Source organism: Methylocystis parvus (genome assembly GCF_049675845.1).
GTDB lineage: Bacteria > Pseudomonadota > Alphaproteobacteria > Rhizobiales > Beijerinckiaceae > Methylocystis > Methylocystis parvus_A.
Window position 1 is genome coordinate 903,433 of sequence record NZ_CP187161.1, and the last position, 22,494, is coordinate 925,926.

A 22,494-nucleotide genomic window follows, 5' to 3' on the forward strand; every position below is an offset into this window, starting at 1 on the left:
TCTACGCAAGTGCGACAGATAGGCCGCCTTTATTTCGCCCGCGCGAGACATTACTCTCAACGGTAACGTCTGCGCTTTTAGCGCAGCGTGAAACGCGCGCAAGCCCGCGCGCGCAGAGGGAGAGTTCTGTTGAAGCGTTTCGTTATCGCAGCCGCCGCGCTTGCCGCGTTCACCTGCAGCGCCGATGCGGCCTGGGTCGGCAAGGCCTCGTATTATAATCTCGGCGGGCGCACGGCGAGCGGCGGCCATGTCGGCGCCTTTACGGCGGCCCATCGCACCCTGCCCTTCGGCTCCAAGGTGCGCGTCACCAATCTGAAGAACAGCCGGTCCGTCGTTGTCACCATCAACGACCGCGGCCCGTTCACGGGCGGCCGCGTGATCGACGTCTCCGTCCATGCGGCCGACGCGCTGGGTTTCCGCGCGGCCGGGGTCACGACCGTCAGAGTCGAAGCGCTTTCGTCCGTCGCCACGGCCGAATAAGCCCCGCGTGATTTAGTAGCGCCACCACAAGGCGCTGATGATCCCGCGCTCGGCTGGCGAATTCACGCCGCTGAGCGCGGTCACGCCGCCGAGCTGGACGCTGATCGACGGCGTCAGAGCGTAGACCGCGGAAAGCTGGAATTTCTGCGCGGCCACCAGCGTCGCCACGCCGCCGCGCGGCGCGATGGCCGAGAAGCTCTGCGCCATCAGCATCAGCCGATCGAGCGGGCGAACGCCCGCGGTGAGATCCATCCGGACTTCGTCGCCGTTCTGGCCGCGGGTGCGAAAGCCCAGCTGCGTGTCGACGAAGCCGCTCATGCCGAAAAGCGTGAAGGAACGCCCCATGAGCAGCCGCGCGTCGAATTGCGTCGCGTCGCGCATGTCGAGAAAACGGCGCGCCTCGGCCGAAGCGGCGCGAATGCCGGCTTCGAAAGAGAAGATGTAATCGCCATAGTCGAAGAGGCGCAGCCGCGCCCCCGCGGCGCCCAGGCCAAGCCCCTCATATTTCGTGCCCGGCGGCGCCTTGACGCTGAGCGGCAGGCCAGCTTTCGCCTCGGCGATGAGCAGATCGAGATGCGCCGTCGGCGTCGGCGCGCCGCGAAAGCTCATGGCGCTGCCCTCCGCCACGAAAGTCAGCCAATCCGTCACGCCATGTTCGAGATAGGCGCGCGCTTCGAACTTTCTGTACGACGGGGTTCTGACCAGCCGTCCGCTCGCGTCAAAGGCGTTTTGCGCATTGGCGAAGGTCGTCGTGAGAATGAGCTGGCCCTTGCCCTCGGGATAAAGCCAGGCGCCGGCGCGGGCGGGAAAAGCCGTGCAAATCCAGACGAAAATACAAAAAACAAAACAAGAGGCACGCATGACGCCACGCCAAACACGGCGTCAGACGACGGACGCCGGCGACGATGGTATGGCCGAAGCGTCAGCTTGACAATAAGATTGATTGTAAACAGCGTTGCCAGAACGTTCCAGGACCAATAGCGCACCGGGCGTGACGGCCCCAGAGCGCCTTACTCTGCCGGCTTCAAGGCGTGCTGGTTCGCTTCGAGGATTGCGAGGAGATGTCTGATCGGGCCGACGCTGTAGACATTGGCGTTCGCCATGCGGTGCCGCTCGAGCAAATCATAAAGACCGCGACAAAGATCGTCTCTTTGTAACTGCTTGTCTTTTATAAGCAGCTCGCAAATGACCGCGATAGCTGCGGTCTGCCCTGCGAGGATGGCTGCAATGTCTTCCTCGTTCATTATTCCGATCGCACCAATAAATTATTGCGGGGGAAAATCTAGCATCATCCGAAAAATGGATCAAATCGTATACAATCCCTCTCATTTCGCCAAATAATGTAATTTAATCTAGCACTTAGTAAGTTACTACGTAGTTTCCACGATGCGGGGCCGACTGCCTTCGAACCGCCCCCGCCGTCTCCTCAGCCCCGTTTCGTCGCGGTGAAGGTCTTGCCCTTGTAGGTCACGCTTTCGAGCCGCAATTCGCCTTTCGGATCGAAGGCGTCGGCGCGCGGACGCAGTTCGCCATTTTCGAATTCGAGCCCGAGCATGGCGTAGGACGCCGAGAGCATGCGCGCGGCCGCGCCCGTATACCAGCCCCAGCCGCCGCGGCCCTCATAGCCTTCGCTTTCATAGACGTCCGCCGCCTGCTGGTGCGGGGGCATGCCGTAAATGTCCGCCTCCGCTGGCGTGCGCAGCTTCGAGATCGGCGAGATGGCGATCCAGCATTCGACGGCGCGTTCGAACAATTCCTGCGCGGCTTTCTCGTCGCCGTCGTTCCGCGCCTGCACGCCGAGCTTCGCCAACGCATCCACGAACCAGGAGACGCCATGCGAATATTGCCCGCCATTCTCGCGGACGCCCGGCGGATATTCCGCGTTGCGGCCCGGATAGGGGTCGGAGTGCTCGTTATAGGGGGGCGAGACGAGCACGATTCGGTTCGAGCGCGCCAGCACGGCCAGCGCCTTCTCGATCGCCTCGCGCCCGCGCGCCGGATCGACGGCGCCGCTCAGCGTCGGCCAGTGCGCCGTCATGGCGCTCATCGGCGCGATTTCGCGCCCATCATCCGCGAAGTCGCGCACATAGCGGTCGCCGCGCCAGCAGTCGGCCAGCGCCGCGCGCAACCTTTCGGCGCGCGCGCGATAGCGCTCGGCCCGCGCCTTGTCGCCCTTCTTCTCGAAGAAGGGCGCGATGTCGAGGAGGATGCCGTGCAGGAAGAAGCCCATCCATACGCTCTCGCCGCGCCCCTCGACGCCGACGAGGTGCATGCCGTCGTCCCAGTCGCCGGTTCCGACGAGCGGCAGGCCGTGGGCGCCGAAACGGTCGAGCGCGTAATCGATCGCGCGGGCGCAATGGCCCAGCAACGTGTCCTTGTCGCGCGACCTGAGCGGCACCGTCGCCTCCCCTTCCTGTGTCGGCGGCACGGGAGGCGCTTCGAGGAACGTCTCGACGCTGTCGAGAATGCGCCCAGTCGCCCGCCCTTGACGTAGCGCGCCGTGACGTAGGGCAGCCACAGATGCGGGTCCGACGAATGGGTGCGATCCGCGAGGCCCGGTGCCCCCATTCGGCGCGCGGTGCCACCATTTGCCGCGTCGCCTTCGAGATATTGATGGCGCGCATGCAGCAGGATCTGCGCGCGGCGCGCTCGGGCGCGAGCGCGATCAGCGGAATCACGTCCTGCAACTGGTCGCGATAGCCCGTCGCGCCCGAGCGCTGCGCGGACCCGTGCGTCCCCAGAGACGCGCGGCCAGCAATTGATAGGGCAGCCAATCGTTGATGAGGCGATCGACGTCGGGTCGGTTCGTCTTGACCCGCAGAACCGAAGTCGGCTCGTTCCACGCCTCTATGCTCGCCTCGCATTGCTGCTTCGCGCGAATTCCGGGTCGCGCGCGAGCTTGGCGATCGCGGCGGCCTGCTCGCGAGAGCCGGTCTGACCGTGAGCGAGGACGATGAGCGCTTCCGCGCCTCCCGCGAGGTCGATCGTGCCGACGAAGGAGGCGACCTTGCGCTCATGCGCCGGCGCGCCGGCGTCGGGATGGCCGTGCTCGACCATGTAAGGCATGTAGGGATTGCGGCTTTCATGGCCGAGGAAGCGCCGCCGCGAGGTCTCCGCGAATTCAGCGGGAATGGACGTGGTGACGAAAGCCCAGCCCTTCACGAAGTTGTTTGAAGGGTTGCGGAAATAGATCGTGTGCAGATCGTCGTCGATCTCGGCCTCCACCTTGCCGAGCGTCTCGACCGGCGTCTCGGCGAGCACGATCTCCATCGGCGGAACGATCTGCAGCAGGCGCTCGTGGTCCGCGCCGTTTTTGATCTTGAGCAGGCGGAATTCGATCGGCTCCGTCGGGCTCGAAAAAACGGTCATCTCCATTTCGAGATGATCGCGCTCTGTGCGGAAATGGCGACGCCCGGCGTAACGCACTTCGTAGCGCGCGTCGCGCCGGCGCAGCGGCACGAAGGTCGGCGTGAAAAGCATCCATGCGCGCCAGGTCGAAGACGTAGATCATCTGCCCCGCAGGCGCCATGCGCCCCTCGCCCATGCGGAAGGGCGTGAAGCTGTTGAGACGCGAATTGCCGCAGAAGGAGAAGATCTCGCCGTCGTTCGTCAGCACGCAACCCGTGCCGAGCGCATTGGCGATCACATGCGCGAAGGGCCGCGGCGTGCCTTGCGCAACCGTGAGGCTGCGGCCGTCCGCTGCGAAGGCGAAACGCGGCTCCTTGGGCGGTTCCGGCGGCAACAGATGGCGGCGGCGCGAGAGCGCGCGATCGAGGATCTCCGGCGTGGCGACCGGCGGAACGCCGAGAAGGCGCGCCACTGTCTCGGTGGCCACGCCCATGTTCTTCGCCCAGCCGTCGACGATGATGAGTTCGGCCGAGCCGGTCGGTCCGATTTCGAGCTCGAGACGCAGGCTCGCGCATGGCTCGAAGCCGTAGAGCAGGCCCTCGTCGTCGGGGCTGCGCGGCGACGCGCCAAGTCCGATGAGGCTGTCCGGCGCGCCGGTCGGCCCCATTCCATAAAAGCGCGACTTCACGTCCTCATAGCCGACGACGGTCATCTTCGCGCGCGCCCGGCGCCGGGCTGATGGCGTGGAAGCCGATCTCGGGCGAAAGGCGGCGATCGCGATGACGGCGCGCGCCGCCCTTCAGCAGACGGTTCTGCGCGAAAACGGCGTTGAGCGATTTGACGAACCAGGTGCCGACATGCAGCGCGTTATAGGCGGCGTCGCGCATTTCGACGCCCGTCTCGTTCAGCACCCATTCGCGCAGCGAGGAGAGCGTCAGCTTGCGCGGGCGCGGCTCGAGATTGACGATCTTGAGGCGCTGGACCTCGACCGCCTCGTCGGGGGAGAGAGATACGGTGGCTTCGATGGCGAAGCCGTTCTGCTCCGCCATGAAGAAGAGGCAGTTTTCGCCCGCATCGGAGAGTTTGCCGCAGGCCCCGGGGCAGCGCGTCGGCGCCTCGCCCACGGACCATAATTCGCCGCCCTCCTCGCGCAGGAAGAGGAAGCGGCCGCGCGGATGGGCGTGATCGTCGGGGCGGCGCGTGAGGTCGATCGGCGGACCGCCGCGGGCGACGCCCTCGATGCGGATCGCCCCCTGCCCGTCCTGAAACCATTCGCTCGTCATCAGGCCGTTGGTGAGCTTCAAGGGCTGCGACCCAGGCGCGCCGCCCGCGCCGGTGATGCCTTCGAGCGGGATCTTCTGCGCCTGCGCCAGGCGCCCGAGCAGGAAGAGAACGAGACCCAGCGCGACGAGGCCGGCATAAGCGAGGTAGCCGCCGACAAGATACGTATAGGAGGGCGGCCGCGTCATGGTCATCTGCTCCGCCGCCGTCCAGGCCTTGTCCCACTCGGCGCCGCGCGGAAGGTAGAAGGGCAAAAGCAGCGGCGCCCATGTGCCGAAATGGCGGATGCCCTCGAGGAATGGCGCGGCTCATCTGCTCCTTGCCGACGAAGCGCGCCGCCTGCTCGTCCAGCATGTCGCCGCCGACGAAGGAGAGGTTCACGAGCGTCGCGACGCGCATGCCCATGTGATCGAACCAGATCAGCACGCGCAGCGCGTCGAAGGCGAGGATCGCCGTGAAGATGTCGAGGCTCCAGGCGCGGAACTCGTTGTCCGGCAGGATGTAGCTCATCCAGGTCGCGACCGCCGTGCGGATGAGGCCGTCCTGATTGTACCAGGCGGGGTCCGGCGCGGCCTTGAGGAAGGAGTAGATGACCGGCGCCATCCACAAGCCCCAGCGCAGCACATGCACTGCGTTGGTGATGAGCATGTCGATGCCTTCCCAGCTCGCGAGCTGACGGAGCGGGTGAAGGCTGCGCGTGATCAGCGCGGTCAGGAAGAAGAAATTGATCGAGAAGAGCGGCGCTGCGAAGACCCACTGGATCACGCCCGAAAGCGACTCGTCGTAGAGCAGCCGCACGCCGCCATCGACGAGTCCGAGATCGCTCGCGCCCCATTTCGAGAAGAGCGGCCGCAAGGTGTAGGGGATCGGGCCGCGCCCTTCCACCGCGTAGTCGAGCGTCGTGTAGGCGAAGAACTTGCGCGTGACCGTCGCGATCTGGTCGGCGTCGAGATACCAGAATATCCCGCCCGCCACGAAGCCGCCGAGCAGAGCCGCGAGGGTATAGACCCGCCAACTGCGGTAATGCTGGCGGCGGCCGCGCGTCAGTTCGATGGAATCATGCGCGATGTCGACGCCCGCATAAGCGAGCGCCCCCGCCAGGGCGCCGAAGAGGAAGCGGTCGCTCGCGCTCGCCGCCGGAAGACCGATCATCAGCGCGACGCTCGCCGCCACGCCCGTGACGGCGCCGCGCGCATAATTGACCGGCCGCAGATAAGCTTCCTCGAGCCGGCCGAAAAAGGGCGGCGTCGAGTCCGTGCTTTCCATGATCGTGCGCGCCAGCGGGAAAAGCGCGGCGCCGAGCGCGGCGCCGGCGATCGGCCCCGACAGCGTGATGAGGGTCATCGCCGGCGGGAAAGAGACGACGAGCGCCACGGCCAGCAGCAGGCCGATATAGACGAAGCCATAGACCGCGCCTTTCTCGGCGCCCGTCTTCCAGTCGTGGAAGACGACCACCGAGAGAGACGGCGCCGCGCGCAGCAGGCCGGCGAGCGCCTGCGTGACCAGATAGGTCTGGCCCCAAAGTCCAGCTTGCGCCAGCGCGGAGGCGATTGCGGCCAGCAGGGCGGCGACGGGCGCCGGCGCATAAGGCGCAATGAACACGACGCTGGACGCGACGAAGGGCGTCAGCGAGGCGAGGAAGGCCGAGAGCGCGAGTATGCCATGCGGGCGCCATTCTCTCGGCAGGAAGCGCCCGAGCGCCAGCGGGACGCCGACGATCACCGCCTCGTTCAGCAGGAGCAGAACGAAAGTGCGTCCGGCGATCTTCTTCAGGGTCTCGGGCGCGTCGAAGCCAAGAAAGAAGACGCCGCCGATCTGCGTGACCGGCGGCGAGCCGAGCGCGATGAGGAGGCTGAAAAGAAAGGGCAAGAGGAAAAGCGCGATGCGCAGCGGAAGGCGCGACCGCGCTGTGAGGGAAATGACGCCGACGACATAGATTCCGGTCGCGACGCCCGCGCCGGCGGAGGAGAAGCGAAAGAGCTGCTCCATTGTCTCGGGCGCGCGCCACAGCGCGCCGGAGGGGTCGCACAGCGCCGCGAAGGTCGCGACAGCCGCGAAGTCGACCGCGAAGTTCACCGCCTGGCGCCCGCCCTCGCTGGACGGCCTCAGCAGAAAGAGCGCCGCGCCGGCGAAGAAGCCGGCGAACAGCGCATGGTCCCAGCCGCCGCCCGCGTGAAACGCCGCGACGGCCGCGGAAGCGAGGCCGAAAAGGAATCGCTGGAAGCGTACGCCAGTGTCCGATTCGCCATGGGCGGCCATGAGGCTCCTCCGGGGCGTCCTTTTTCGGCGCCGCTTATGCTTAATGCCGCATTTCACGGCAACCTAGCCGATTCCCTAGCCGGACGGCGGGGGAAAAGTCGACCCCTCGCCCTCGGAGGGCGTGGCCGCGCTTCGCATCCATTGGTCAAACCGCTATAGTGAAGAAAGCGTTAATCCCGCGTGCCGAGGGTGAAGCCAGTGAGCGAAATGGACGACCCTCTGGCCGCGCAGACCGACAATGGCCGCCCGAGCTTGTTGAGAAAACCGATTCCCGCCGCGACCGAAAAGATTTCCGCCATCGTTCCCGCTGACGCGAGCCGCGAGAAGGGCGAACTCGCCGGCAAGGCGCCGCTCGATCAGCGCATGGCGAGCCTCGCCACGGCGCTGCGCAAGGCGCGCGTCGAGAACGCCGAGCATTCGGCCGCGCTGGCCGATCTGCGGGCCGCGGAGATCGCCCGGCTCGAACTGCTTGCGGACGCGCTCTCGCCTGTGCTGGCGCAGATCCCGGCCGATTGCGACATCTTCGACGTGGCCGTATCGCCGGGAGAACGCCCGCGCCTCTTCATCGACCAGATCGGCTTCGTGGAGATGGACCGCGACCGGCGGACCTATCGCTTCCTGCAGGACACCCGCCACGGCCGCATCACGCTGCGCGAGACCGCCGATATAGACGAGATGGTCGACGCCGCGACCGACTATATCGCCCACCGGCTCATCGAGCGCGAGAAAGCGCTGGCCGTGGATTACGCCAGCGGCGGCGCGGCGCGCGTCGTGCGCAAGACCGCAGCGCAGAAGGAAGCGCCGGGCATTCTGAGCGGGAAGGCGTTTCAGGCATTCCTGTTCTTCATAGAGTTTCTAGGTTCCGCCACCTTCTTCGGCCTGCTCGCGATCATCGTCATGTGGGCCTACAAGACTTACGTGGCGGGTTAGCCGAATTCGCTTTGGCGACCTAACGAAGACTGTAGGGCGTGAGATTGCCCGACAGAACGTCGATAACATTATCGCCCGCGCTCATTACTTTCCCTGTGCCCGACACGCTGACGTCACTCCCTTGGTTCGCTATGAACTGGGAGCGGGATATAATCAAAACGCCGCTGTTGACGTTGGCCCCAGTCTGATTGTGCTCCGCCTTGAAGCCGTTAGCCGTGACGGTCGCGCCGAGCGATCTAAGGCCATCGCCATTCTGGGCGGCGATACTGTCTTCAAGAGACACGACGATCGCACCCGCATAGGCCCCCGTCCCATCGGCGTTGATCCCGATATTGCCCTTCGTAAGAAGGACATTGCGAAGAAAGCCCGAGGCGGAAGACCCGCTTGGCTGTATAGAGAGATTGAAACGGTTGTCGGTCAGCAGCGAATTGATCACGCCGAATTTCACGCCTGAGGTGGACCCGAGAAAAATTCCCGCATCTTTGAAGCCCTTCACGGTGCAATCTGTAATCGTGACGTTGCCGACGGACTGGACCTTGATCCCTTTCAGGCCCACGCCCGCCCCGTCGATCGTCAGGCCCTTGATCAGGACGACGTCGCTCACGCCGGCCGCCACCGTCACGCCGTCCATAGAAGCTGAAATGCTGGCGACGCCATTCCCGTCATTGATGATGGAGATGGCCTTGGAGATCGTGACAGGGCCGTAACCGCCCGAGTCGCGCACATAGATCGTCCCGCCGGCGACGACGACGTTGTCATGCGCGAACTGAAATGTCCGACATGGGTTGGCGACGCTCCCGCAATCGGCGGCGTCGGCGCCCGACAGTTTGGAGACCCATGCGAGCTTCTGGGTCGGCGCGGCCAAAGCTGCTGCATCAAGTGGAGAGACTCCGAGAAAAAGCGCCGCCGGCGCAAGCGCGAAAATGTTTTTCATAAAGACTCCTGATCGACAAAACGCCCGTCGATCAGGAGCTAGAGCCTAATCCTAGCAATTGGGTGAATTGAATCCGCGGAATCCGCGCATTGTGAGGTCGCAGTTACCGCCTCATAAAGCGTCGACCAAACCGACGGCCACGACCTCCCCGGCCTCGTTGAATCCGCGTCGCCGCAGGCCGATGCGCAGGGCGTCCCCCGCCCGTTCGATCTCGTAGAGATTGTAGGCCGCCGCCGGATAATGCCCGCCGGGCTTCGCGGAGGCCGAGGCGACGCCGACGACGGGCGTAACGCCGTGCGGCGCGGGGATATAGGCGACGCTCGGCTTGTGGTTGTGGCCGTGCAGCACGAGCTCCGCGCCGTGCTTTGCGATCACCGCCTCGAAAGCCGCCGCGTCGTCCAGCCCGCGCAGAACGCGCGCGCCGCCGACATGCGGGGGATGGTGCAGGAAGACGATGCGGGCGAGGCCCTCCGCCTTCGTCTGGTCGAGCAGCGCGCCGAGCGCGGCGAGCTGCGCCTCCCCCAGCCTGCCGGACGCCACGAAAGGCGCCGTGGGCACGCCGGAATCGAGCCCGATCAGCGCGACGCCCTCGCGGCGGCGCAGATAGGGGAAGCCCGCCGCCTGCGTCTCGCTTGTCGTCCAGGGCTCGAAGACCTCGTGGACGAGTTTCGTCGCGTCGGCGACATAGGCGTCGTGATTGCCCGGCGTGAAGCTGACCTCGCTCGGGCCGCCCAGCGTCGCGAGCCACTCCTTGGCGAGCGCGATCTCGCCCGGCAGGCCGATATTCACGATGTCGCCCGTCATGACGACATGGTCGGGATTATGGGCGCGCATGTCTTCGACGAGGCGCCCCAGCACGCCCATGTCGTGCTGGCCGGCGCGCTTGTAGAGCCAGTTCACATAGCCGGTGACGCGCTTGCCGAGCAGTTCCGCCAGATTGGGGCGCGGGATCGGCCCGATATGGGCGTCGGAGAGATGGGCGAGAAGAAAGCTCACATTCGACCCTGTTTTTGGTGCGCTTAGTCCTAGAGGCTTCGCGCGCCTTTTGCCATAGTCGACCGCATGAAACAGGAAACGACCAGGACGCCGCCAAGGGATCGGCCGGAGCCTTCGCTGCGGGCGCGGGTCGTCTCGAAGATCATCACCTTCGGCGCCCTCTTCCAGCGCCCAATGACGCTCGGCGTGCGCGGGCTCGTGATCGACGCCGAGGACCGCGTGCTGCTGGTTCGGCACACTTATGTGCCGGGCTTCTACCTCCCCGGCGGCGGCGTGGAGGGCGGTGAAACCATGCTCCAGGCGCTGACCCGGGAGTTGCAGGAGGAAGGCGGCGTGGATCTTTTGAGCGCGCCGGCGCTCCACGGCGTCTATCTCAACCGTCGGGTTTCGACGCGCGATCATGTGGGGCTCTACGTCGTGCGTCACTTCGCCTGCCAGGGCAAGGAGCCCGATCACGAGATCGCCGAAACCGGCTTCTTCCCGCTTGGCGACCTCCCCCCGGGCGTCACGCCTGCGACCCGCGCCCGCATCGCCGAGGTCTTGGACGGGGAGCCGATCTCCCCTTATTGGTGAGCGCAAAACATTTTCAGGAAGACCGACATGAGGCCCCTCTTCGCCGTGCTCGCCGCCAGTCTCGCCCTCGGCGCCGCGCCGGCCCGCGCCCAAAGCGACGCGCATCACATGCTCGACGCCATTTTCCAGTCCTTCGACGAGAACCATGACGGCTTCATCACCGCCGACGAAGCCAATCGCTTCATCGACAAGACTTTCGCCGAGATGGACGTGAAGCACACGGGGAAGATTTCGCGCGAAGCCTGGATACGGTTCAGCTTCGGCCTCGCGGACCTCGCCGCCGATCAAGGCCGTTCTGACGCCTACGATCGCGCCAAATACAAGATTTTTCGGCGCTGGAACGGCGGGAAGGCGGACGGCCTGTCGCTTGCGGATTACCGCGCCGGCGTCCTCGGCGACGCGGAAAAGGGCGTCGGGCGCCATGGGGGGCGCGAGTTGAAAATCGACTTCGCCGCCTTCCAGCGCGCGCCCTTCGTTCGTCAGCTCATGTCCGCGCTACACTGATCAGCGCCTGGGCTTGAACTGTCGCCGGCAGGCGGCGGAGAGCGACCGCATATTGGCGGCAAGGCATTTCTCGACCGCGATGGCGTCGGGAATCGCGTCGGAGCAGAGCCGCTCGGCGTCCCGCTCGCAGGCTGCCTTTTGGGCCTCGGTCCCCTGCGCCATCGCCGGCGCGACCGCGAAAAAGGCGAGAAAGGTCGAAATCGAAAGAAGCGCGCGCATGTCGTCCTCGCAATATGGCCCCGCAAACTAACCGTTGCCGCCGCCATGCAAGGTTGGGACGCTGTCGCCGCAGGTCAAGCCTTCCGGGGCGATCCGCCGCAAGTCTCGCCAGCCATAGGCCATGTCCGGCAGGACCATGCCGTAAATCTCCCACACGCCCGCGACGCCCGTCGGCTCGGCGCCATGCGCCTCGTAGAAGGCCCGCGCATGGGCGGCAATGCGAAACACCCAGACGGCGGCGCTGTCGCAGCCATGGGCGAGAAGATGCCCGGCCATCTCGGCGAGGAGCCGGCGCCCCGCCCCGCGCCGCTGAATCCGCCGCAGCAGATAGAGCGAGGTTATCTCACCGAAAAAACCGAGCGGCAGGAGTTTTTCCGAGCGCTGGCGGCGGCAGAGGCCGAAGCCCGCGGGGCCGTCGGCGTCTTCCGCCAGAAGGGTCGCCGTGGCCGGATCGTCGTCGGAGAGATTGGCCCGCCATCTCTGCGCCCATTCCCCCGGGTCGAGGCCGGCGAGCGTTTCCGCCGGCATCATTGCGGCGTAAGTCTCCCGCCAGGAGGCGATGTGGATGTCGGCGATAGCTCCCGCATGGTCCGGCCCGGCGCGGCGCAGCTTGATCTCGGTCATGGCGCAATTTCGCAGGCGTTAAGCCGGAGGGCAACGCCGAACCTCGTTTTGCCTAGAGCGCCGCGCGTGTTATGGGCTCGGCCCGGCTCATGATCGACCTTGTCATCCAATTCTTCCCCATGACGGCGGCGGACGAAGCGCAGATCGAGAAACTCGACGAGCGCGCCTTCGGCCCCGGCCGCTATGCGCGCACGGCCTATCGCCTGCGCGAGGGCGTCGCGCCCGATTTGTCGCTTTCCTTCGTGGCGCGGGTCGGCACGCTGCTGGTGGGCGCCAATCGGATGACGGGGATTCTGGTCGGCACGACGCCGGCCATGCTTCTCGGCCCGCTCACCGTCGAGCCCGCCTTCCGGTCGCAGGGCGTCGGCGAAAAGCTCATGAAGCACTCGCTCGACGCGGCGCGCGACGCGGGGCACGGGATCGTGCTGCTCGTGGGCGACTACGATTACTATTCGCGGGTCGGCTTCGACCGCGTGCCGCGCGGCAAGATCACCATGCCTGGGCCGGTCGACCCGGACCGCCTTCTCTATTGCGAGCTACAGCCCGGCGCTTTCGAGGCTATTAGCGGCCAGATGCGGCGCGCCTGACGATGAAGGGCCCGCTCCTCCAACGCTACGACGCTCTGGTCGTCGAACGCGGCCTCCATCCCGACGCCCATCAGCGCGAGGCGGTGAAAAAGCTCCAGGCGCTGGTCGACCTCCTTGCCAAGGGGCGCGCGCCCGCCGCCCCTCTCCCAAAAGTGCTGCGCGCCTTCTTCTGGCAGGAGCAGCGGCCGCGCGGCCTCTATCTCTGGGGGCCGGTCGGGCGCGGCAAGACCATGTTGATGAACCTCTTCTTCGACATGGCCCCGGTCGAGAAAAAGCGCCGCGCGCATTTCCACGGCTTCATGGCCGACGTTCACGACCGCCTGCATCGGATGCGGCGCGAGTCGGCGGGCGGCCTCGCCGATCCGGTGACGCGCGTCGCGCATGAAATTGCGTCAGAAGCGAGCCTGCTGTGCTTCGACGAATTCGCGGTCACGGACATCGCCGACGCGACGATCCTCGCGCGGCTTTTCGCGACGCTTTTCGCGGAGAACGTCCTCGTCGTCGCGACCTCCAATGTCGAGCCGTCGCGCCTCTATGACGGCGGGCGCAATCGCGATCTTTTCCTGCCCTTCATCGCGCTTCTGCAGGAGCGCATGGACGTGATGCGGCTCGCGGCGCCCATCGACTATCGCGCGCAACAAAATTGCGCTGGCGAAGTGTTCTTCGCGCCCGCGGACGCGCGCGCGCAAGCGGCGATGGACGCGCTTTTCCTTTCGCTCGCCGGCGCCGAGCAGGGTGAACCCGCGGAGATCGAGGTCAAGCAGCGCGCTATCTACATCCCGCAGGCCGCCGGCCGCGTCGCGCGCATGAGCTTCGCCGAAATTTGCGGACGGCCCTATTCGGCCGCGGATTATCTCGCCATCGCCGAACGCTTCGACGCCGTCATTCTCGACGACGTGCCCGTCCTGACGCCGGAGCAGCGCAACGAGGCGCGGCGCCTCATCATGCTGGTCGACGTTCTGTATGAAGCGCATGCCCTGCTGGCGCTCTCGGCCGCCGCCGAGCCGGATTACATCTACGATGCGTCGCATGGGGCCGAAGCGCAGGAATATCAGCGCACGATCTCCCGCCTAACCGAGATGAGATCGCGCGCCTATCTCGAAGCCTGCGTCCACGGGAGCGCGCTGGCGGGCGCCGGCTGAGGAGCCGCGCGCGGGGGACCGCTCACCGGAGACTTCTGAAAAGGCGGCTGACGCCCCTCGTGCTTCGAGACGCCTGCTTCGCAGGCTCCTCAGCATGAAGGGCTTCTGGATCGGGACTGATGACCTAGGCCTCATCCTGAGGTGCGAGCGAAGCTCGCGTCTCGAAGGACGAGGCCGCCTCGGAGGTTTGTCCAATAAGGCGCTTTCAACCACGCATGGAGCGTCGAAGTAAGCTTAAGGCTTGGGAGCGGCGGGCTGCGGCGCGGGCTCCGGCTGCGACATGCACTCCTTGATGTCGCTCGACTTCTTCATCTGCTCGAACGTGTCGTTGCAGTAGCGGATCAGATCCGGCCGCTTGGTCGGATCGTTGGAGACGGCGCGCATGCCCATGGCGGCGTCGAGCAGCTCCTTCTGCGCCGCGTGGACCTGCTTGGGCTTCAATTGGCCCGAGCAAGCCTCGTAACGATGCAGCAGCGCGTCGCATTCCGGGATGCCGGTCGGATCGACGGCGAAAGCGGGCGTGACGACAAGGGCGAACAGGCAGGCAAACCGGTATTTCACAGGCTTTGATCCCTCTGGATGGGTTTTCGGGGCTCGATATAGCGCATTTTCAAGCGCGTTGGCGCCCTCTCGAAGCGGCGCAGGCGAGGACTTACCTGGCGCCCGAAAGCGCGGTAGATCGCCGCTCTCCGAAGCCGTTACGTCCGATGGCCCCGACCAATCCCTGCCTGACTTGCGGCGCCTGCTGCGCCGCCTTCCGCGTGTCTTTTTACTGGGCCGAGGCGGCCGAACGCGGGCTGCCGGAGGCGCTTTATGAGCCGCTCACGCCGGTCATCGCCAATATGCGGGGGACCAATTGCCGGACGCCGCATTGCGCGGCGCTGATCGGCGAGGTCGGCGGAGAGACGCGCTGCGCGGCCTATGAAAGCCGGCCCTCGCCCTGCCGGGAGGTGCAGCCGGGCGATGAGAAATGCGCCCGCGCCCGGAGCGTCCACGGGCTCCCTGCCCTCTAAAAACGAAACCGGCGGCGGGCCTTTCCTGGGACCCGCCGCCTAGCTTTTCTCCAGCGTAAGTGTCTCGCGAACGCTTGGAGAATTTCTTCCCCGCGTTGTGTTTAGAGGCCCGCGAGGTAATTCGTCGGATCGACCGGGGTCGAGCCCTTGCGCAGTTCGAAGTGAAGCTGCGGGGAGCCGACATTGCCGGACTGGCCGGACTTGGCGATCGTCTGGCCGCGCTTCACCGTGTCGCCGCGCTTCACGTCGAGCTCGCCATTGTGGGCGTAGGCGGTGACGAAGCCGTTCGGGTGACGGATCAGCACCAGATTGCCGTAGCCCTTCAGCTCGCTGCCGGCGTAAGCCACCGTGCCGCCTTCGGCCGCCTTCACCGGCGTGCCTTCCGGCACGGCGATGTTGATGCCGTCATTGCCGCCGGAGGAGAAGCCCTGAATGATGCGGCCGCGCGCGGGCCAGCGGAATTCGGGCTTGTCGCTCTCGAGCGAGACTTTGGTGGCCTCCTCCGCCGGCGGAATGGAAGCGGTCGGCGTGCTCTTGTCGACCTGACGAGCGGCCGGCGCGGCTTCCGCCTGGGCGACCTTCTGCTCCTTCTTCTCGGCCGCGGCGGCCTGCTTTTCAGCGGCGGCGGCGGCGGCTTCCTCGCGCGCGGCCTCGGCCTTGGCGAGGCGCTCGGCCTTCGCGGCCTTCGCGGCTTCGGCCTTGGCGAGCTTCGCCTCCTCGGCCGCCTTGGCGGCTTCGGCCTTGGCTTCCGCGGCCTTGGCGGCGTCGGCCTTCGACTTCGCGGCGTCGGCCTTTGCGAGCTTCGCCTTTTCGGCGGCGGCCTTCGCTTCGGCGGCCTTGGCGTCCGCCTGCTGCTTCGCCTCGGCCTTCTTGGCTTCGGCGACCTTCTTGGCTTCGGCGGCGCGGGCCTCGGCGAGCTTCTTCGTCTCGGCGGCCTTCTGGGCGGCGGCCTTCTCGGCCTCCACCTTGGCGAGACGCGCCTCCTCGGCGGCCTTCTCTGCCTCGGCCTTCTTCTGGCGCTTCAACTCCTGCTCATCGGCGGCGGCCTTGGCCTTCTTGGCCTTGGCTTCGTCCTCACGGGCAAGCTTGGCGGCGCGCTCGGCCTTGGCCTGCTCCTCGCGGGCGGCCTTCGCGGCGGCTTCCGCCTTGCGCTGCTCCTCGCGAGCGGCGGCGGCCTGGGCCTTCGGGTCGACCTTGGGCTCGGGCTTGGCTTCGGCGATCTTCACGGGCGCCGTAGCCGGAGAAGCGGCCGGGCCCGAATGGGCGACGCCCCCAGCGCGATAGACCGGGATGATGATGCGCGAGCCGGGCTGAACCTGCGAAGCGGTGGAATAACCATTGGCGCGCAGCAGCGCGTCGGTCGGCACGCCGAAGCGCGTCGCGAGCATCGCCGCCGTCTCGCCGGAGCCGACAGTGACCGGCGTGCCGCCGTCGGCGGTCCAATGCGAGCCGCCGGGGCCGGCGGGCGACGGAGCGCTGGCGACCGGGGCCGGAGCGCGCGGCGCGGCAGGCTGGGCGCCTGGAGCCGGAAGAGGACGGGACTCGACGCGGGCGGGCGCCGGATTGGCGATCGCTCCCGTTGGAGAGCGGTCGACCGCGCCATATTTCGCGATCTTCGGCGCGGAGCCCGAGCCGAAGGGATTGGCGAAAGGATCGGCGAAACGAGAGGCGTCCGAACAACCCGCCATCAGGGCGGCCGCTCCGGCGGCCAGCAAGAGCCGCAAGGCGACCCGCGAATAAGCAATTTGACGCTTTATAGCCATGACGCGACCCACTCGCACGCACCACCAACACGTCAGTTCTATGCGCAAGCGGGTTAAGGAGGCGTTTAAGATGAATCCCGGACGAACGGGTTCTCTAAAATCTTCATCATGTCGCAAGCCCGCGATCTAAAGGGCTTTTGCCGTTCCAATCGTCGCCATTCCAAGGCTATGCGGGCCGAGATCCGTTTCGCGCAATTCGCCGCCTTCGATGCGATCAACCTTAATCAATCGTTGACGCGGGCGCTTTTCGCCCTCGGCGAATTCACGACGAACGTAAACCAATGAGCCGCCAGGCGTCAGAATGCGCAGGAGAGCCGCCGGCGGCGCGTCGAGGGCCGCCTGAAGGATGATGCGGTCGAATTCCCCGAGGCTGGCCTCGGGCGCCAGACCGTCCGCGTGCAATGCGACAGCGTTGGCGGCGGGAAGCGCCGTGAGGCGCCGCGCGGCCTCGATGGCGAGGGTCTCGTAGCGCTCGAGCGACACGACCTCGCGGGAGAGGCGCGCGAGGATGGCGGTCCCATAGCCGGAGCCGGTCCCCACTTCGAGCACACGATGGCCCCGCCCGATGCGCAGCGCCTCAATGCGCCGGCCGAGATCGGCGGGACGCGACATGGACTGTCCGCAGCCGAGCGGCAGGGCCATGTTGCGATTGGCGAGGTCCCGAAACTTGTAGGGCGCGAAAGCCTCGCGCGGCGCGGCCTCGATGGCGCGCATGACCGAGATGTCCCGCACGCCCGCCTGACGTACCGCGAGGAGCAGCGCGGCGCGCTCCTCGAAAGCAGCCCTGGCGGCGGCCTCGCTCATGAACGGCCCTTCGCGCGCTCGTCGAAGACGGCGGCGAGGCGGGTTAGGGTCGGATGGTCCGTTAGATCGAGCTGTAGCGGCGTGATGGAGATCTTGCGCTCCTCAACCGCCAGTAGATCCGACCCCGGCCCCGGCGAGAAGCTGCCGCGCTGGAAGGAAATCCAGTGATAGGGATTGCCCCGGCCGTCCTGGCGGTCCTCGATCCGCATCAGGTCGTTGCTGCGCCGCCCCTGCATGGTGACGGCGACGCCCCTGATCTCATGCGGCGCGCAGGCTGGAAAGTTGACGTTAATGAGCACATTGCGCGGAATGCCCGCGGCGAGAAGCTCGCGCGCGATGTCGACGCCATGGGCCTCGGCGCATTCCCAATGGATCGTGCGGCGGCCCGCGAAGAAGTCGTAGCATTGCGAGAAGGCGATGGCCGGAATGCCGAGGATCGTCGCCTCCATCGCGCCGGCGATGGTGCCGGAATAGGTCACATCCTCCGCGAGGTTCTGCCCGCTATTCACGCCGGAGATCACAAGATCCGGCGGATGGTCGAGCAGGAGCTTGCGCACGGCCATGATCACGCAGTCCGTCGGCGTGCCCTTCACCGCGAAGTGGCGGGGCGAGATTTCGCGCAGGCGCAGCGGATCGTTCAGGGACAGCGAATGCGCGACGCCGGACTGCTCCCATTCGGGCGCGACGACGAAGACGTCGTCGGAGAGTTCGCGCGCGATCTTCTCGGCCACGGCGAGGCCCGGCGCGTGAATGCCGTCGTCATTGGTAACGAGAATGCGCATCAGGCGCGACCGACCGTGAGCATGAGGGAATCCTCATGTTTTTGAACCGATTCGGCAGCAGCCGTCCACCCGCGCCCTACATGGAGCGTGGGTCCTGGGGACGCGTAGGGAGATAGCAATGCGTTCAAAACTTACGCCTCTGTTCGTTGCCGCGGCGCTTGCCGCCTCCATGGGCTACGCCGACGCCCATTCCTATCGCATGGGGATGCGCACCGGCGGCTACCACCATTATGGCATGACGCACCACCGTTACGGGATGACCCGTTATGGCGTTGCGCGCGCCGGATATGTGGGCGCCCGCTACGGCGCCGCCCCGGCCTATTACGGCGCTGGCGCCGCCCCGGCTTACTACGGCGCGGGAGCCGGATACTATGACGGCGGTCCGCTCGACATTCTGACGGCCCCCTTCGACGCCGTGGGCGGCCTCTTCGGCGGCGGCGACGTCTATGGCTATGGCGGCGGTGCGCCTGGCTGTTGCGGCGCTGGCGTTTACGGCGCCGGTCAGCCCCCGGTCATGGCGACCTATTGAGCGCCGACGCTGCAGTCCCTCCCCTCCGGGGGAGGGATTGTCCTCACTATCCGACCGCAGGCGTCGCTCACCCGGCCGTATCGAGAAACCGCCTCCCCTCCCCCTCCAGAACCACGGCCGTTAGCACCCCGCTCTTGAAGGCGTGGGTGTCCAGATTGATCCGGTTCTCGTGATTTTGAACGTGGGCGTGGGGCGTATGCCCGTGCACGATCACTTTTCCAAAACTCCCGCGATAGTTCAGGAACTCGTAACGGATCCACATCAGGTCGCCGGGGTCCTGGCGATCCAGCGGCACATGTGGCCGCACCCCGGCGTGGCAGAAAAAATAATCGCCATATTCCACGGACATCCGCGTCTCCTCAAGGAAGCGCCGATGCTCCTCCGGGACATGCGCCACAAAGGCCGCATGCACCGCCGCGGCGGCGCCGGCCTTCATTTCCTCCCCCGGATCGACCCCGTAGGAAACAATCGTCATAAGTCCGCCAAAGGCGGCGAACTGATCGAGCATGGCGGGGTCGTCGAGATAGCGCAGCATCACGTCTTCATGATTTCCGCGCAGCGTTACGATCGGGGTGGGGAAATCGTGGCGCGCAAGACGGTCGATCACTTCGCGCGAGTCGCGCCCGCGATCGACGTAATCCCCGAGAAGGACCGTGACGGCCTTATCGTAATCCCCGGCGCGAAGATCGTTCGCTATGCGCTGCGAGAGCCTCGCCAGAAGATCGTCGCGTCCATGAACGTCGCCGATCGCATAAATTCGCAGGCCTTCTGGCGCAGCAGCGTTCAAGGTCGTACTTTCCGCCATGGTCTAAAGTGGAAACCTCATCTATCGTGCGAAAAGGCGGCGGCGAGCGGCGCAGAGGAAAGAAAGCAGGGCTGGCGCCATAAGCCCCAGAATCTGTGGTCCTTTCCACCGAATGCTTCGCTCTCGACAATGCCGCCACAGGGGGAATCTTCCGCGCCGAGGGGAAAATGTTGAATTTTGGTGTCCTTCGCCGACGCTTGGGCGTCGGCCTTTTAGCGCTTGTCGGCGCCGTCGTTCTGGCGCTCGCCCCCGCTCGGGCCGAGACGCCGGATGAAACATACAAGGCGCTTGGCCTCGCCAAAACAGCCTCCCCCAAGGAACTCTTCGACGCGCTCGAGAAGCGCTATCACGACGAGGCCCAGGGCGCAGGCAAGGGCTCGCTTTCGAAATATTGGGAGCCGATCCCGATTTCGAAATACCTCAACCCCCACACTTTTTATAAGCCGCCGCAGACCGTCGACGTCGACGCGACCCGCCAGCAATGCGTCGAGTGCCATCAGCAGACGACGCCCGGCTGGACGCATAGCTGGAAGAGCAGCGTCCATGGCAATCTCGACGAGATCCGCAAGCTGCCCGAGAGCGACTCGCGCGCCTACAAGAAGGCGATGATCAAGGAGGTCGAAGCGAACCTCCAGTCCATGGGCAAGCTGAAAGCCGGCGAAAGCCTGAAGGAAGTCGGCTGCATCGACTGCCACATGGGCGTCGGCCAGCAGCATGGTCAGCACAAGGCCGAGCTGAAGATGCCGGACGCCGCGGCTTGCGGACAGTGCCACGTTCAGCAATTCGCCGAGCGCGAATCCGAGCGCGACACCTTCACCTGGCCGCAGGATCAGTGGAAGCCGGGCCATCCCTCGCATGCGCTGTCGATGAAGGCGAATGTCGAGAACGCCATTTGGGCGGCGATGGAGCAGCGCGAAGTCGCGGAAGGCTGCACCTTCTGCCACACGCCGCAGACGACCTGTAACTCCTGCCATACGCGCCACGAATTCTCGGCGGTCGAGGCTCGCAAGCCGCAGGCCTGCGCGCAATGCCACAACGGCGTCGACCACAACGAATTCGAAGGCTACATGCTCTCGAAGCACGGCACGGTCTATCAGGCGCGCGGCGATCAGTGGGACTGGAACGCGCCGCTCTCGGAAGCGATGGAAAAGGGCCATATGAACGCCCCGACCTGCGCCTTCTGTCACATGGAGTATCAGGGCAAGTTCACCCACAACATGGTGCGCAAGGCGCGCTGGGCCTTCGTGCCCATGCCGAAGATCGCCGAGAATTTGAACCACCCGTGGTTCACGGCGCGCAAGGAGTCTTGGGTCTCGACCTGCACGAACTGTCACTCCGACAGCTTTGCCCGCGCCTATCTCGACGACATGGACAAGGGCATCATCTCGGGCCTTGAGATCACCGAGAAGTCGCGCAGCGTGCTCGTGAAGCTCTTCAACGACAAGCTGCTGCCGGGTCAGAAGACGAACCGCCCGGCGCCGCCTGCCCCCGAGAAGGATGAAGCCGGCGGCTTCTTCCAGCTCTTCTGGCAGAAGGGCAATAATCCGAGCATGATCGAATATGTCTTCGCGGACATGTGGGAGCACCACCAGATCAAGCACTACAAGGCGCTCGCTCACATGAATCCCGGCGGCTACACCTATTCGGAAGGCTGGTCGCAGCTCATCGGCGCCGCGGCGAGGATCAACGACGAGGACACGAAGCTGCGCGAAGCGGCGGAAATTCGCGCCGAGTTGAAGCGCATCTCCGGCGAGAAGCGCGGCGATCTCGAGCTCGATTCCCCGATGCGCCGCAGCATCGCCGCGGGCCTCGGCCTGCTCGCGGTGATCGTCGGCGGCCTGATGCTGATGCGCCGCGACAGGACGAAGGCGTAAGCCCTCTCCTCTGATCGGCAGAAAGACAGAGCGGCCCGGAAGCTCGCAAGGGTTTCCGGGCCGTGCGCTATTCTAGCGAATGGAGATCGCATGAGACGCCTCATTGGCGCAGGCCTCATCGCCGGCGGGCTCGCCCTCCTCGGCTGGGCTGGCTATTCGACGCTCAGGCCCGCAGCGCATTACGCGCTGACCTTCGCGGCCGCCCCTGCTGACGAAACGAAGGAGCTCGCGGGACTCGGCCTTGCGCCGGACGCCTTGCAGCGCATCGAGATCAAGAGCCCGGAAGAACGTCGCCCGATTGCAAGCGGCCTCGTCGCGAAAGATGGCGCGCGCCTTGCGCCGCTCGTCTGGCGCAATGAGGTGACCGAGCCGATCCTGTTTTCGGACGTCTCCGCGTCGGACATCGCAAAAGTCCTCACGGCCATCCGCGAGCATGTCCCCGAAGACGCCGTGGTCCTCTCCTGGTGGGATCTCTCGCGCGCCATTCGCGTCGCGACGAAACGAAATGCGCCGCTCGATGACGCCCACGCCGACGGGCTCCTCATTCCCTCATCGTGGACTGAAGCTCGGGAGGCTGAACGTACGCGTTGGGGAGCCGGCGCGGAGCCTGCGTCGCATGAAAGCTTTACGCAATTCATCGACGCGTTGACGTCCGACGAAAAGCATGGCGCCGACATTCTGGCCAAACTTGCGGGCGGCAAGTCCGCCTTTGTCGCCGTGCATATCTCGGACGTCTGGAAAGCCGCGGCCGCGCGGCCGGATCGGCTCTCGATCGGCTACAAGGATTTCCCCGCCTCAGGCGTGTCGCATGGCGTCATCAAATCCGCGACGCAGTGGATGCGCGAAAATAAAATCGAGGGGGCCTATGCGGCGGAGCCGACAGGCGGGGCGCTGAGGCTGCATTACTTCACGCGCAAAGCCGACAGCGACGCGCTGGTCGCGAAGCTCCTGCCCTTCTCGACATCCAACCCCGCGCAGCTCGAGCGTCTGGAGCTCGTCTATCAGCACAAGGGCTGGTGGGTTTACCGCCTGCGCGCGTAGTCGCGG

General features: G+C 65.8%; 26 protein-coding genes. 12 read left to right on the forward strand and 14 right to left on the reverse strand.

What is annotated here, in order from left to right; all coding sequences use genetic code 11:
• Positions 1-129: 129 nt before the first annotated feature.
• Entirely contained in the window at positions 130-480 is a 351-nt protein-coding gene (locus ACPFMJ_RS04885) for a septal ring lytic transglycosylase RlpA family protein (RefSeq protein WP_424362728.1), read from the forward strand.
• 12 nt (positions 481-492) lie between these two features.
• On the opposite strand, the gene ACPFMJ_RS04890 is transcribed toward ACPFMJ_RS04885, so the two are convergent.
• The 4 genes from ACPFMJ_RS04890 to ACPFMJ_RS04905 all read right to left on the reverse strand — a co-directional run bounded on the left by ACPFMJ_RS04890 (position 493) and on the right by ACPFMJ_RS04905 (position 3,960).
• Positions 493-1,341: a hypothetical protein gene (locus ACPFMJ_RS04890; RefSeq protein ID WP_424362729.1), complete on the reverse strand. Its 849-nt coding sequence runs from the start codon at positions 1,339-1,341 to the stop codon at positions 493-495.
• 149 nt (positions 1,342-1,490) lie between these two features.
• Entirely contained in the window at positions 1,491-1,724 is a 234-nt protein-coding gene (locus ACPFMJ_RS04895) for a hypothetical protein (protein WP_424362730.1), read from the reverse strand.
• 182 nt (positions 1,725-1,906) lie between these two features.
• Positions 1,907-2,998 (reverse strand): GH36-type glycosyl hydrolase domain-containing protein, encoded by a 1,092-nt coding sequence (locus tag ACPFMJ_RS04900; protein ID WP_424362731.1) that lies wholly within the window; start codon positions 2,996-2,998, stop codon positions 1,907-1,909.
• 329 nt (positions 2,999-3,327) lie between these two features.
• Positions 3,328-3,960 carry a hypothetical protein gene (locus tag ACPFMJ_RS04905; protein ID WP_424362732.1) on the reverse strand — a complete coding sequence of 211 codons (633 nt, stop codon included), beginning with the start codon at positions 3,958-3,960 and terminating at the stop codon, positions 3,328-3,330.
• A 47-nt stretch (positions 3,961-4,007) separates the two neighbouring features.
• Here ACPFMJ_RS04905 and ACPFMJ_RS04910 point away from each other — a divergent pair, with 47 nt between their 5' ends.
• Positions 4,008-4,418 carry a hypothetical protein gene (locus ACPFMJ_RS04910; protein WP_424362733.1) on the forward strand — a complete coding sequence of 137 codons (411 nt, stop codon included), beginning with the start codon at positions 4,008-4,010 and terminating at the stop codon, positions 4,416-4,418.
• A gap of 102 nt (positions 4,419-4,520) precedes the next feature.
• Here the strand turns inward: ACPFMJ_RS04910 and ACPFMJ_RS04915 are convergent, their stop codons facing one another.
• Positions 4,521-5,303 (reverse strand): hypothetical protein, encoded by a 783-nt coding sequence (locus ACPFMJ_RS04915; protein WP_424363790.1) that lies wholly within the window; start codon positions 5,301-5,303, stop codon positions 4,521-4,523.
• Between the two features lie 211 nt (positions 5,304-5,514).
• Between ACPFMJ_RS04915 and ACPFMJ_RS04920 the strand changes: the two genes are divergently transcribed.
• Positions 5,515-7,527 carry a hypothetical protein gene (locus tag ACPFMJ_RS04920; RefSeq protein WP_424362734.1) on the forward strand — a complete coding sequence of 671 codons (2,013 nt, stop codon included), beginning with the start codon at positions 5,515-5,517 and terminating at the stop codon, positions 7,525-7,527.
• 48 nt (positions 7,528-7,575) lie between these two features.
• Positions 7,576-8,298 carry a hypothetical protein gene (locus ACPFMJ_RS04925; RefSeq protein WP_424363791.1) on the forward strand — a complete coding sequence of 241 codons (723 nt, stop codon included), beginning with the start codon at positions 7,576-7,578 and terminating at the stop codon, positions 8,296-8,298.
• A gap of 19 nt (positions 8,299-8,317) precedes the next feature.
• On the opposite strand, the gene ACPFMJ_RS04930 is transcribed toward ACPFMJ_RS04925, so the two are convergent.
• Together ACPFMJ_RS04930 and ACPFMJ_RS04935 are read right to left on the reverse strand one after the other, a co-directional pair.
• Complete coding sequence (locus ACPFMJ_RS04930; RefSeq protein ID WP_424362735.1) at positions 8,318-9,232, reverse strand: hypothetical protein; 915 nt, start codon at positions 9,230-9,232, stop codon at positions 8,318-8,320.
• 111 nt (positions 9,233-9,343) lie between these two features.
• On the reverse strand, positions 9,344-10,228 hold the full coding sequence (locus ACPFMJ_RS04935) for a metallophosphoesterase family protein (RefSeq protein ID WP_424362736.1): 885 nt from the start codon (positions 10,226-10,228) through the stop codon (positions 9,344-9,346).
• Between the two features lie 66 nt (positions 10,229-10,294).
• On the opposite strand from ACPFMJ_RS04935, the gene ACPFMJ_RS04940 reads away from it, so the two are divergent.
• Together ACPFMJ_RS04940 and ACPFMJ_RS04945 are read left to right on the forward strand one after the other, a co-directional pair.
• The gene (locus tag ACPFMJ_RS04940; protein ID WP_424362737.1) at positions 10,295-10,801 is read left to right on the forward strand and encodes an NUDIX domain-containing protein; all 507 of its coding nucleotides are present in this window, start codon (positions 10,295-10,297) and stop codon (positions 10,799-10,801) included.
• Between the two features lie 27 nt (positions 10,802-10,828).
• Positions 10,829-11,305, forward strand: coding sequence for a hypothetical protein (locus ACPFMJ_RS04945; protein ID WP_424362738.1), 477 nt, complete (start codon positions 10,829-10,831; stop codon positions 11,303-11,305).
• On the opposite strand, the gene ACPFMJ_RS04950 is transcribed toward ACPFMJ_RS04945, so the two are convergent.
• Together ACPFMJ_RS04950 and ACPFMJ_RS04955 are read right to left on the reverse strand one after the other, a co-directional pair.
• A complete protein-coding gene (locus ACPFMJ_RS04950; RefSeq protein WP_424362739.1) occupies positions 11,306-11,524 on the reverse strand; it encodes a hypothetical protein in 219 nt (72 codons plus the stop codon).
• Between the two features lie 27 nt (positions 11,525-11,551).
• Positions 11,552-12,148, reverse strand: coding sequence for an N-acetyltransferase family protein (locus tag ACPFMJ_RS04955; RefSeq protein WP_424362740.1), 597 nt, complete (start codon positions 12,146-12,148; stop codon positions 11,552-11,554).
• A gap of 89 nt (positions 12,149-12,237) precedes the next feature.
• Here ACPFMJ_RS04955 and ACPFMJ_RS04960 point away from each other — a divergent pair, with 89 nt between their 5' ends.
• Complete coding sequence (locus ACPFMJ_RS04960; RefSeq protein ID WP_424362741.1) at positions 12,238-12,735, forward strand: GNAT family N-acetyltransferase; 498 nt, start codon at positions 12,238-12,240, stop codon at positions 12,733-12,735.
• A 2-nt stretch (positions 12,736-12,737) separates the two neighbouring features.
• Positions 12,738-13,877 (forward strand): cell division protein ZapE, encoded by a 1,140-nt coding sequence (zapE, locus tag ACPFMJ_RS04965; RefSeq protein ID WP_424362742.1) that lies wholly within the window; start codon positions 12,738-12,740, stop codon positions 13,875-13,877.
• Between the two features lie 234 nt (positions 13,878-14,111).
• On the opposite strand, the gene ACPFMJ_RS04970 is transcribed toward zapE, so the two are convergent.
• Positions 14,112-14,438 (reverse strand): hypothetical protein, encoded by a 327-nt coding sequence (locus ACPFMJ_RS04970; RefSeq protein ID WP_424362743.1) that lies wholly within the window; start codon positions 14,436-14,438, stop codon positions 14,112-14,114.
• A 146-nt stretch (positions 14,439-14,584) separates the two neighbouring features.
• On the opposite strand from ACPFMJ_RS04970, the gene ACPFMJ_RS04975 reads away from it, so the two are divergent.
• Positions 14,585-14,890 (forward strand): YkgJ family cysteine cluster protein, encoded by a 306-nt coding sequence (locus ACPFMJ_RS04975; RefSeq protein WP_424362744.1) that lies wholly within the window; start codon positions 14,585-14,587, stop codon positions 14,888-14,890.
• A gap of 101 nt (positions 14,891-14,991) precedes the next feature.
• On the opposite strand, the gene ACPFMJ_RS04980 is transcribed toward ACPFMJ_RS04975, so the two are convergent.
• From ACPFMJ_RS04980 to surE, 3 genes are all read right to left on the reverse strand, one after another.
• Positions 14,992-16,578 carry a peptidoglycan DD-metalloendopeptidase family protein gene (locus tag ACPFMJ_RS04980; protein WP_424362745.1) on the reverse strand — a complete coding sequence of 529 codons (1,587 nt, stop codon included), beginning with the start codon at positions 16,576-16,578 and terminating at the stop codon, positions 14,992-14,994.
• Between the two features lie 201 nt (positions 16,579-16,779).
• Positions 16,780-17,457, reverse strand: a complete 678-nt coding sequence (locus ACPFMJ_RS04985) for a protein-L-isoaspartate O-methyltransferase family protein (protein ID WP_424362746.1) — start codon at positions 17,455-17,457, stop codon at positions 16,780-16,782.
• Positions 17,454-18,239, reverse strand: coding sequence for a 5'/3'-nucleotidase SurE (gene surE / locus ACPFMJ_RS04990; RefSeq protein WP_424362747.1), 786 nt, complete (start codon positions 18,237-18,239; stop codon positions 17,454-17,456). Before surE ends, ACPFMJ_RS04985 begins: the two co-directional genes overlap by 4 nt.
• A gap of 118 nt (positions 18,240-18,357) precedes the next feature.
• On the opposite strand from surE, the gene ACPFMJ_RS04995 reads away from it, so the two are divergent.
• The gene (locus ACPFMJ_RS04995; RefSeq protein ID WP_424362748.1) at positions 18,358-18,768 is read left to right on the forward strand and encodes a hypothetical protein; all 411 of its coding nucleotides are present in this window, start codon (positions 18,358-18,360) and stop codon (positions 18,766-18,768) included.
• Between the two features lie 67 nt (positions 18,769-18,835).
• Here the strand turns inward: ACPFMJ_RS04995 and ACPFMJ_RS05000 are convergent, their stop codons facing one another.
• Positions 18,836-19,555, reverse strand: coding sequence for a metallophosphoesterase (locus ACPFMJ_RS05000; protein ID WP_424362749.1), 720 nt, complete (start codon positions 19,553-19,555; stop codon positions 18,836-18,838).
• 185 nt (positions 19,556-19,740) lie between these two features.
• Here ACPFMJ_RS05000 and ACPFMJ_RS05005 point away from each other — a divergent pair, with 185 nt between their 5' ends.
• Both ACPFMJ_RS05005 and haoB read left to right on the forward strand, forming a co-directional pair.
• Positions 19,741-21,447, forward strand: a complete 1,707-nt coding sequence (locus tag ACPFMJ_RS05005) for a multiheme c-type cytochrome (protein WP_424362750.1) — start codon at positions 19,741-19,743, stop codon at positions 21,445-21,447.
• A gap of 90 nt (positions 21,448-21,537) precedes the next feature.
• The gene (haoB, locus tag ACPFMJ_RS05010; RefSeq protein WP_424362751.1) at positions 21,538-22,488 is read left to right on the forward strand and encodes a hydroxylamine oxidation protein HaoB; all 951 of its coding nucleotides are present in this window, start codon (positions 21,538-21,540) and stop codon (positions 22,486-22,488) included.
• Positions 22,489-22,494 lie beyond the last annotated feature (6 nt).